Below are 10,311 nucleotides of genomic sequence, written 5' to 3' on the forward strand. Positions count from 1 at the left end.
TGGTCGGCCCGCCGGGCGCACGGCCTCGGCGCGGGCCACTTCACACGTCGGTGGCTCACACCGAGAGCGCCCCGGTCTCCTTGAGCACTCCGTCGGCCAGCCGCAGCCAGCGGTTCACCCCGATCTCGGCGAGGAACCGCTCGTCATGGCTGATCACGATGAAGGCGCCCTGGTAGGAGTTGAGTGCGCTCTCCAACTGGCCCGCGCTGAGCAGGTCCAGGTTGTTGGTCGGCTCGTCGAGCAGGAGCAGGTGGGGAGCCGGTTCCGCGCACAGCACGCACGCCAGGGTGGCGCGCAGCCGCTCGCCGCCGGAGAGCACCCCGACGGGCAGGTGCGCCCGTGCGCCCCGGAAGAGGAAGCGGGCGAGCAGGTTCATCCGCTCCGCCTCGGGCCGCTCGGGTGCGAACGCGGCGAAGTTCTCCGCCACGGTGCGGTCCAGGTCCAACAGGTCGAGGCGCTGCGAGAGATGAGCGATCCGGCCGTGGCCGCGCCTGACCTCTCCGCTCCCCGGGGCGAGGTCGCCGGTGACCAGACGCAGCAGGGTGGTCTTGCCCGTGCCGTTGGGCCCGGTCAGCGCGATGCGCTCGGGGCCGCGGATGCTCAGGTCGACGCCGCCGTCGGCAAACACGGCCTGGCCGGCATGGTGGACCTGCATCCCCTCGCCGAGGAAGAGGTTGCGCCCGGAAGGCACCTGCGTGCCGGGGAGTTCGAGGGTGATGCGCTGTTCCTCGCGCAGCGCGCGCCCGGCCTCGTCGAGCCGGGCCTTGGCCTCGCCGACCCGGGCCGCGTGCATCTGGCCGGCCCGGCCCGCGGACTCCTGCGCGCCGCGTTTCATGTTGCCCGCGAAAATGCGGGGCAGACCGGCACTCTTAAGGTTGCGGGCGGCGTTGCTCTGGCGGCGTTCGGCGCGTTCACGGGCTTGTTGCTTCTCGCGCTTCTCGCGCTTGAGCTCCTGCTCGGCGTTGCGGACGTTCTTCTCGGCGACCTCCTTCTCGGCGCGCACGGCCTCTTCGTACTCGGTGAAGTTGCCGCCGTACAAGCGCAGTTCGCCGCTTCCGAGTTCGGCGATGCGGTCCATGCGGTCGAGCAGCGCGCGGTCGTGACTGACCAGCAGCAGGCAGCCGTTGAAGTCCGACAGCACGTCGTAGAGCTTGTGCCGGGCCTCCAGGTCGAGGTTGTTGGTCGGCTCGTCGAGCAGCAGCACGTCGGGGCGCTTGAGCAACTGGGCAGCGAGACCCAGGGAGACGATCTGGCCACCGCTGAGCGTACTCAGGGCGCGGTCCAGGGCCAGGTCGGCCAGTCCGAGGCGGTCGAGTTGGGCGCGGGTGCGCTCCTCGATGTCCCAGTCGTCGCCGATGGTGGAGAAGTGCTCCTCGCTCACGTCGCCTGACTCGACGGCGTCGAGCGCGTGGATCACCGCGGCGATTCCGAGCACCTCGGCGACCGTGAGGTTGCCGGTCAGGGGGAGGCTCTGCGGGAGGTGGCCAAGCGTGCCATCGACCGTCAACGATCCAGAGACAGCGGTGAGTTGACCGGCGATCAGCTTGAGCAGAGTGCTCTTGCCGGAGCCGTTGGGGGCTACCAGGCCGGTACGGCCGGTGGTCATGGCGAAGGACAGGTCGTCGAAGACCGGGGTGTCGTCAGGCCAGGCGAAGAAGAGGTTCGAGCAGACGACGGCGGCGTCGGACATGGGGATGACCTCGTGAGAATCGAGGGCAGACAGAACTCTGCCCTGGCAGTGTGGGAAAAAGGGGTACGACGAAGCGGCCACGGCAGCGACGCTCTCGCAGCGTCGTCCGACGGCCAGTCACATCCGGATCTCATCCGGAGATGTCGTCTTCACCCACCACGTCTGCTGCTCCTCGATCGAGCGGTCCAAGTCGCCCACACCGTAGCAGGTGTTGAGAGCTGCCCGGCCCGCCGAGGCGGGTGCCTTCATGTGTACCCGGGTGCCAATATGTGTCGACCGATGAGCGGCCCTCTGATGTCACACCTGCTGGTTGTTGACAGTTCGGAGATGCGCGTGCCAGCATCGTCACCCGTTAAATAGGTTACAAGCTGCGATCGCTCTTCAGCTTGCACACGTGTGGTTCTGCTCCGCGCGTACGCACACGGCTCCGAGGTCCACCGGAGTGAGGTGCGATCCGGTCGTGCGTGCACTCCGGCCCATCCGCCGCAACCTTCATTCGCATCACCAACTGGCTGCCCAGCCGTCACGTCAAGGACCGTCGCAGTGACCGACATCGGTTTCCGGGCCCTGTGGCGGGCCGCGCGGGCAGGAAGAGAGGCGTACGTTGTCCATGCGCACGCCGGGACACGGTTCCCGGCACAGACCCGGCTCCTGGCGGGCGCGAACGGTGGCGCCGTCATGCGAATGCTCCCGGCGCCCTCCCGTGGTGACCGGCGACGTGTTCCCGGACGGACACGTGAAGATCATCCGCCTCGTGCTGTCACTGTCTTAACCAGTGACGATGTCTCGCTCGTGTGGCGTGCATGCGTGTCATCACGCTCAAGAGCACACTTCTGACCGTCACGGCGGCAGACGCTGCCGTGGTGCACATGATCTGGGGCGACCCGCGACCCGCGCCCCGGCGGCCTGAACGAACCGTTGGCACTCCTTCGACGCTTGTGCGGCAGGAGTGCCTGACACCGGAGTCGGCGAGTTCACACGTGTGTTGGCATGCCCGAGTCTTGTGTGTTTCGGCCGCATCGCTGCCTGGTGGCATGAACGGTCGCCGGTTCCAGCTACGCGACTGTGACCGTCCTTCTCCCTTCGACGAGTAAGAGACATGATGATCGACCGACGATTTCTCCTCCGTACAAGTGGCGCCGCCGCGGCCGGCGCGCTGAGCTCGGCCGCTCTGCCGGCCACCGCCGCGGCCGCGGAGCCCATCCGGCATCCGTCCTCCTGCCTCACCGGGGATCCCGATCCGACCGGGGGTGTCACGCGCACCCTCCTTCAGGAGCACCCGTCGCCCGCCGAGGGGTGGGAAGCCGTACAGACACTCGTGCGGATTCCACGGCACAAGGAGTCGGGGCGGCACAGCCATCCCGGCATCGAGGTCGGCTACATCATCCGTGGTGATGTCCTGATGGAATTCGACGACGGCCCGCCGCTCCGACTGTCCACGGGAGACCCGTTCTTCATCCCGGACGGCGTCATCCACAACGCCCGCAACGTCGGCACGGTGACGACGATGATGCTCTCCACATACGTCGTCGACGAGACGCAGCCCCTCGTGACCACCTACTAGAGCCCGACCGGGCGCATCCTGTGAGCAGGGTGCGCCCGGCCGCCGGTGCGATCAGCCGGATTCGCCCTTCGGGTCGCCGAGGAGTTTCCGTGGTGGTGGCGCTCCAGTCGACCTTGGAGAGCTCATGACCGGCGGGAACCAACTCGTAGACACGGTCGAGCCATTGCGCCAGTGGCGGTATCGGTAGTTCGAAGAGCGCGGCCATGTCGCCTCTCGATGCCCAGGGGTAGCTGAGGGCGACCGTGCCGACGTGAGAAACCTCAGTCGAATGACTTACCCCCGCGGGACTCGGACGCCGCGCCGAGTTCGACCATTGAGGGTCAGTCAGGCCGCCGGCGAGATTGTGCGTCACCTGTTTGACGGGTGATGGTGCATGTGTCAAGGTCGGTGCCTCAACGCCGCTGGGCCCGCCTCCCGCAAACGCGGCCGATTGGCTTTCCGGGCCAGGTCGTTTCGCCGGACATGTATGACGGAGGGTTTGTGATGTTCAACAGACGTACCTTTGGCAAGGCCGTGGGTGCGGGCATCGGAGCGGCAGCCGTCTCGCTTTCCGGTCGGCAGGCCCAGGCGTCAGCCGCGGCCGCCTCGCCCCGGCTGAGCGGTGGCCCCGCTCCGGCCGTGCCCGTCATCACTCCTGGCGCCCACACCGAATTCCCCCGGCTGAAGCACGTCAAGGCGGGCGTCCTCAACGTCAGTTACGCCGAGGCCGGGCCGGCGCACGGACCAGTCGTCCTGTGTCTGCACGGTTGGCCCTATGACATCCACAGCTTCGTCGACGTCGCCCCACTCCTCGCCGGCTTGGGTTACCGCGTCATCATTCCCTACCTGCGCGGGCACGGCGGCACCCACTTCCTGTCCAGCCGCACCCCCCGTACCGCCGAACAGTCGGCCATCGCCCTCGACATCATCGCCCTGATGGACGCGCTCGAGATCCACAAGGCTGTTCTTGCCGGCTTCGACTGGGGCTCGCGCACCGCCGACATCATCGCCGCCCTGTGGCCCGAACGTGTCAAGGCCCTCGTCTCCACCAGTGGTTACCTCATCACCGATCGCAAGGCGCAACTGGAGCCCGCCGCCGCGGCCGTGGAGCACAATTGGTGGTACCAGTGGTACTTCGCCACCGAGCGCGGCAAGAAGGCCATGGAGGACGAGAAAGAGCGCATCGCGCTCTGCCGCTACGTGTGGACCCTCGTCTCCCCCAACTGGAACTTTGACGACGCCACCTTCGAGCGCACCGCCCAGGCCTTTCGCAATCCGGACTATGCCGCCGTCGTCCTCTACAACTACCGCTGGCGCATCGGCCTCATTGAGGGCGAGCCCCGCTACGACCTCCACGAGAAGCTGCTCGCCGCCCAGCCCTCCATCCATGTGCCGACCGTCACCATTGACGCGGCCCTGGACCCCTTCACCCCACCCGGCGACGGCTCGACCTACCGCCGTCACTTCGTCGGGCCCTACGAACACCGCACCGTCGCGGACATCGGGCACAACCTTCCGCAGGAAGCGCCAACTGTATTCGCCCAGGCGGTTGTCGACGCCGACCATCTCTGAGCCCGGGCGCGGCACCGCCCACGGAAGGTCGGGTGGGCGAGGGCGCGGCCGGCCCCGGGGTGCGGCAGCGGACCGGACCCCGGCCGGGAGAGCCGTGTGCGACCTGGGGCCGGCGTACCGAGTGTGTGCCGACGTACTGGACATCGCCTGTCACGACGTCGGCCCTGCGCACGGCGACCCGGTGATCCTCCTGCACGGTTGGCCCTTCAGTCCCGTCGGCTCCTACGCCGAAGTCGCGCCGGTGCTCGCCCGGCGCGGGTACCGCTGATACATCCCCTACCTGCGCGGCCATGGGCGGACCCGTTTCCTGCGCGAGGACACCTTCCGGTCCGGACAACAGGCGGCGCTCGGCGCCGACTTGGCCGCGTCCATGGACGCCCTGCGCCGCCCCCCGGTGACCGCCGCTATGTCGAACTGGAGCGGCGGTTGCTGGGCCAGCCGAACATGACTGTTCCTGCGGTTACTTGTTCCTGCGGTCACTCTGGACGGGCAAATCGACGGCGTCATTCCGCCGACCGGCGGAGGCGGGTACGCCGCTGACTTCTCGGGCCCCTGGGCGCATCACGTTGCCCCGGGTGCCGGTCACGGCCTCCCTCAGGAGCAGCCGGGGGCGTTTGTCGACGCGATCCACGAAGTCAGCGCGATGAGGCAATCGCCGACTGGATTATCTCAGTTCCGAGAGCGTCACCACCTTGACAGGTGATGCCTGGAACGGCACACTGATGGTCGTCCCACCCTCAAGGGGGACACCATCCACGATCGACGAAGCGGAGATCGGTCATGAACAGGGGACTCATCGGCGATGCCGCCGAGGCGGCGCGGCACGCGCGCTACGGCAAGCTTCCCGACCGCATCCGCTTCGAGGACATGACCGAAGAGGTCGAGGCCGAGCAGGGCGGTGGCGGCAACTCGTACAGCCCCGAGGGCTCATGGAGGTACTACTCGTGTCTGGCTCTCGACCTGGGGCTGTAGATCCCGCACGGCCGCGTCCTTGTGCGTGGGCACGGAGGGTCACAGACTGCACGGCCGGGCGGCCGTCCGCAGAGCCGGCCCGGCGCCGCAGGCGGGTGCTGTGCGGTGAAGATCGGGCCAGCTTGCCAGTCGTTCCATCGCTAGCTGCGTACCGTTCACACACGAATCCTGGCGCGAGAAGGTCACGCACCGCCACCCCTGGCTCCAGATCGTCCCTGGCCTGGCCGGGAGGCTCCTGCGCCAAGCCGCGCTGCTCGTCGACGTCGGTGAGCCTGGCTTCGTTGATTTCCAGGAACAGCGTTCATAGACGGTTTCCGGAGGCAGTTGGTGGTCAACCGGCTCTGGAATGTCGATGAGAAATGACAGCGCCGCCTCGGCTCCGGGCGTGGGACGGCCGGACTGTCAGGCGGCCGGCCGACCGACAGGACTCAGTGGCCCAGCAGTTGTCCTTGGCAGCGATGGCTGCGAGGAGTTGGTGTTGTACGTCGTGAGCTGCTCGTCGCCCAACAGTTCGTCGGTGTGCGGGTCCTCCAGCAGGGCGGCGGTCGGGTGCGGGTCGTTGGCCGGCAGCGGAGCGAGGGCGGCACAGGCTCGGATTGCCGGATCCGGGTCGGTGAGCAGGTCCCTGGTTCCTGTGACCAGTTGGCGAGGCCAGTATGACTGCGGCGCCCCCGCGGCGCTCTCTGCTTGTGGCCACGTTGGTGCGCAGCTGCTGGACGGCTGGGGTATCCGGCCATGGAGCTCTGGGGTCGTGACCAGTTGGCCGACGGCGGGGGAGTATGCGTGGTCAGACGGACGGGTGTCGATCAGTTCGTGGCCCGCAGCGTGTCGCAATCGGGCTTGGGGAGCCACCAGTTGGTGCTCGGGGGGCGGTGCCAGTGGTGGGTCCGGGCGTAGGTGTGGATGAGTTCCAGGGCTCGGTTGATGGCGGGGTGCGCGGTGGTGGTCTTCCAGACGGCGTGCCATGGGTAGAGCGGGACGGGGTCGCGCAGGGGCCGGGCGGTGAGGCCGTCGGGGAGGTGCGAGGAGGTGAGGCCGAAGGCCGGGTGGCGGAGGGATTGGACGGCGGCCAGAGCGGAGGTGCGGCCGTGCCCGCGTACGCGTGTCGCCACCTTCAGGCCGAAGGCGGCGACGGCCTGGTCGACCCAGTCGTGCCACTCGGCGGACTCGTCCGCTGAGTGGATCAGGAGCGGGTGATCGGCGAGGGCGGCGAGGGGGACCTCGTCCCGGTCGGCGAGGGGGTGGTCGGTGGGGATGATGACGCCGATGGGGTCCAGGCCCACGGGCATGGTGGCGAGGGCGGCTCCAAGGGGGCGGCCGAAGCCGAAGGGGCGGCCGAAGGCGAGGTCGAGTTCGCCGGTGAGGAGGCGGGGCAGTGCTGCGGCCATGCCGTGGCTCTGGAGCACCTCGAACGGCAGGTCGGGGGCCTGGGTGCGCAGGTGATGGACCAGGAGCGTGGAGGGCAGGCCCTCGGCGACGACGTCGATGCGCAGGGGTGTGCACGTGTGGGTGATCTCGTCGACCAGGCGCTCGGCGTCGACGAGGAGGCGTCGACCGCGTTCGGCGAAGGTCTCGCCGGCGGGGGTGAGGGCGACGTGGCGGCGGTCGCCCATGGAGAAGTCGCTGTATGTTCGCGAGGCACGTTCAGGGCCGGATCTCCCGTCAGGCCCATGCCCGGGTGCCGGAGGGCACCTTCGAGGAGCACCACGGCCGTCAGGGGTTCGAGGGTGATGTCTCTCAGCTCTACCACGCCCACCCGACCACGGACTGGCTGCGGGTGGAGGGTCCGATCCGACCACGGGGCATCCGGCTCACCGACGTTCCCGCCGCCGATGAGCACGACGAGCGCGCCTTGCCGACGCCGCTGATGTTCAACGAGGACATCACGGTCTCGGTGTCGAAGCGGAAAGCACCGATGCCGTACTACTTCCGCAACACCGACGGCGACACCCTGTTGATGGTCCAGTCGGGCAGCGGAGCCCTCCTCACCGACTACGGCGCTCTCGCGTACGGGCCGCTGGAGTACCTGGTGATCCCCAAGGGCACCAACTACCGGATCGTCCCCGACCCCGGCGCCGAGCAGCACGTCACCTACGTGGTGGAGACGCGGGAGCCGATCACGCTCCCCGAGCGGGGGCTGCTGGGGCACTTCCTGCCCTTCGACCGCGGCGTCCTCGACGTCCCCAGGCTCGACACCGACATCACCGTCCCGTCCGCGCAGAACCCGGCCGGCGAGTGGGAGGTGCTCGTCAAGCGCGCGGGCGAACTGTCGTCGATCTTCTACGCCTTCGACCCCGCCGACGTGGAAGGCTGGACCGGTACCCTGGCCCCCTTCCGGCTGCGCCTGGCGGACATCCGCCCGCTCACCTGCGAACGCCTCGAAATGCCGCCGGTGGCACACGCCACCTTCCAGGCCGGGCAGAACTGGTTCGTCACCATGGCCCCCCGGCCCACCCAGACCGCGGACGACGCGGACAAGGCGCAGCCGGCCCATCGCAACGTCGACTACGACGAGCTGTTCGTCTTCCTCGGCACCGGTGACGACGGCCAGGCCGGTCCGCCGGCGGGGCTGGCGAGCGTCACACCGGCCGGTATGAACCACGGACCCGACCAGGTCCGCCACACCAACCCGCGCACCCGGCTGCCGTTCTACGTGTGGAACGTCGACACCGTCCAACCCCTGCGCTGCACCGAAGCCTTCGAAGCCGTCGAGATACCCGACTTCGCCCGCCACGAGAGCTACCGCGGCTGACCCCGGCCGGCTCCCCGCCCGCATCCCCTTTCCGCCCGGCAGGGGATGCGGGCACCACCGAGTTCTGGAGCACCATCCGTCATGAGCCGTGTCATGGCCGTCTCCGGTTCCCTGCGAGCCGCCTCCTACACACACCCGGCTCCTCAGCTGCCTGCAGTCGCTGGCCCTGCGTGGTCGGCAGCCGCGTCGCGCCGCGGCCCTGGGCATGGGCCGAACGGGTGCATCCTGAGCCGGTCTGCGGGGGTGGGCCGCTGTGATTGCGATCGTGCCTCGGCCGCCGGGTTATGGTCCCGCGTGGAAACGCTCCCCTCGGGCAGTTCCTGCTGCTCCCGCTGGTGTTCTTGGAGGCTCGCGGGTATGCCCCGTTCGTATGGCGGGCCAGCGGACGGCCGACGTGGCTTCCCGGCCGGGCTCCGGTCGGGAGCGGGCGCCCTGCTCGCAGCCGCCGCTGCGGTGCTGAGCACGCTGATCATCGCCACGCCCGCCGCTGCGGCCGTGCCCAGTTGCAGAGTCGGGGCTTACGTCACCGACCTCTACGGGGTGGATCCGGTCAGGCGCACCGTGAACGCGGACCTGTGGCTGTGGAGCGTATGCCCACGCAAGGATCTGGCTGCTGTCCAGCGTCTCGAGTTCACCAACGCGACGAGGACGATGCTGACCGAGCCTTCCAGCGAGAAGGTCGACAACGAGTACTGGACACAGGTCAAAGTGTCCGGGACCTTCCGGCAGAACTTCGACCTGACGGACTTCCCGTTCGACAAACAGATCGTCCAGATCCGGGTCGAGGAAAACGAGCTGGACGAGTCGCGGTTCGTCTACCGGGCGGATGTGAAGAACTCCACGTACAACCCAAGGATCCATCCAGACGACTTCAAGATCACGAAATTCCGGATCGGTGTCGTGGACGCGCTCTACAGGACGAACTTCGGTGATCCCCGGCTCAAGCAAGGAAGCAGCAGCCGCTACTCCCAGCTGGTGATCGAGTTCCAGCTCACCCGAGAGGACATCACGAGCTTCGGCAAGCAGATCCTGCCGGTCTATGTGGCTTTCCTGGTCGCCCTGGTCTCGTTTCTGATCTGGTCGAAGGACGACGAGGTCGCCATGGTCGCACGGCTCGGGATTCTCGGTGCCGCGCTCTTCACGATCATGCTCAACTTGCGGGCAGTCGACGAGGCGCTGGGCACCTTCCTGAACGTGACGCTGGTCGAAGAGATCCACTTCATGAGCCTGCTCTACGTACTGATCGGTGTTGCCAACACCACCTACATCATGAGGCTGTTGACCGATCCCATGGCCAGACCGGCGGCACGGCGCATCAACAACCGCATTTTCGCCATCGCGACGGGCTTGTACCTCATCGCCAACATCGTCGCCATCTCCCTCACCGTGTCGTTCTGAGTCCGTACACCGCTCGGAGCCGAGGCGGCCGCCGGCTCTGCAGCTGCCGCTCCCGCAGCGCCTCTGGGGTCGCAGCGCCACAGGCGTCGGCGCCACACCCGGGTTTCACCACCGGAAGAGGGGACGGTGATCCACACGTTGAAAGCGAGTTGCGCGGTGATCATCTGGTCGAACAGCGCCTTCGGGTACTCGCGTACCGCCTCGTCGAAGTGGATGAGCGCACCCTCGTTGGTCTCCCGCAGTCCTTCGCTCCTAACTGTTGGCTGGACCGTAGGGTGGCGGGAATTGCGTCGGGAGCCAAGGGGTGGAGTCTCGGGCTCGGGCTGTGAGGTGGGTGACGTAGGCGTCGCGGACTTCTGCCGTGGTGGTGAATCCGGGTTCGTT

8 protein-coding genes are annotated in these 10,311 nt (G+C 68.0%); 5 read left to right on the forward strand and 3 right to left on the reverse strand.

Features of this window, described 5'->3' with window-relative positions:
• Window positions 1-55: 55 nt before the first annotated feature.
• Complete coding sequence (locus AB0C96_RS08995) at window positions 56-1,690, reverse strand: ABC-F family ATP-binding cassette domain-containing protein (RefSeq protein WP_362915187.1); 1,635 nt, start codon at window positions 1,688-1,690, stop codon at window positions 56-58.
• A gap of 117 nt (window positions 1,691-1,807) precedes the next feature.
• Window positions 1,808-1,939, reverse strand: coding sequence for a hypothetical protein (locus tag AB0C96_RS09000; protein WP_362915189.1), 132 nt, complete (start codon window positions 1,937-1,939; stop codon window positions 1,808-1,810).
• A gap of 850 nt (window positions 1,940-2,789) precedes the next feature.
• Here AB0C96_RS09000 and AB0C96_RS09005 point away from each other — a divergent pair.
• The 3 genes from AB0C96_RS09005 to AB0C96_RS09015 all read left to right on the forward strand — a co-directional run bounded on the left by AB0C96_RS09005 (window position 2,790) and on the right by AB0C96_RS09015 (window position 5,777).
• Complete coding sequence (locus AB0C96_RS09005; protein ID WP_362915191.1) at window positions 2,790-3,254, forward strand: cupin domain-containing protein; 465 nt, start codon at window positions 2,790-2,792, stop codon at window positions 3,252-3,254.
• 483 nt (window positions 3,255-3,737) lie between these two features.
• The gene (locus tag AB0C96_RS09010; protein ID WP_362915193.1) at window positions 3,738-4,805 is read left to right on the forward strand and encodes an alpha/beta hydrolase; all 1,068 of its coding nucleotides are present in this window, start codon (window positions 3,738-3,740) and stop codon (window positions 4,803-4,805) included.
• 780 nt (window positions 4,806-5,585) lie between these two features.
• Window positions 5,586-5,777, forward strand: a complete 192-nt coding sequence (locus AB0C96_RS09015; RefSeq protein ID WP_362915195.1) for a hypothetical protein — start codon at window positions 5,586-5,588, stop codon at window positions 5,775-5,777.
• Between the two features lie 806 nt (window positions 5,778-6,583).
• Here the strand turns inward: AB0C96_RS09015 and AB0C96_RS09020 are convergent.
• Window positions 6,584-7,390: a LysR family substrate-binding domain-containing protein gene (locus AB0C96_RS09020; RefSeq protein WP_362915197.1), complete on the reverse strand. Its 807-nt coding sequence runs from the start codon at window positions 7,388-7,390 to the stop codon at window positions 6,584-6,586.
• A gap of 14 nt (window positions 7,391-7,404) precedes the next feature.
• Here AB0C96_RS09020 and AB0C96_RS09025 point away from each other — a divergent pair, with 14 nt between their 5' ends.
• Together AB0C96_RS09025 and AB0C96_RS09030 are read left to right on the forward strand one after the other, a co-directional pair.
• On the forward strand, window positions 7,405-8,529 hold the full coding sequence (locus AB0C96_RS09025; protein ID WP_362915199.1) for a homogentisate 1,2-dioxygenase: 1,125 nt from the start codon (window positions 7,405-7,407) through the stop codon (window positions 8,527-8,529).
• A gap of 357 nt (window positions 8,530-8,886) precedes the next feature.
• On the forward strand, window positions 8,887-9,927 hold the full coding sequence (locus tag AB0C96_RS09030; protein ID WP_362915201.1) for a hypothetical protein: 1,041 nt from the start codon (window positions 8,887-8,889) through the stop codon (window positions 9,925-9,927).
• Window positions 9,928-10,311: the final 384 nt, after the last annotated feature.

The organism is Streptomyces sp. NPDC048506 (assembly GCF_040651315.1).
In the GTDB taxonomy this organism is placed as follows: domain Bacteria; phylum Actinomycetota; class Actinomycetes; order Streptomycetales; family Streptomycetaceae; genus Streptomyces.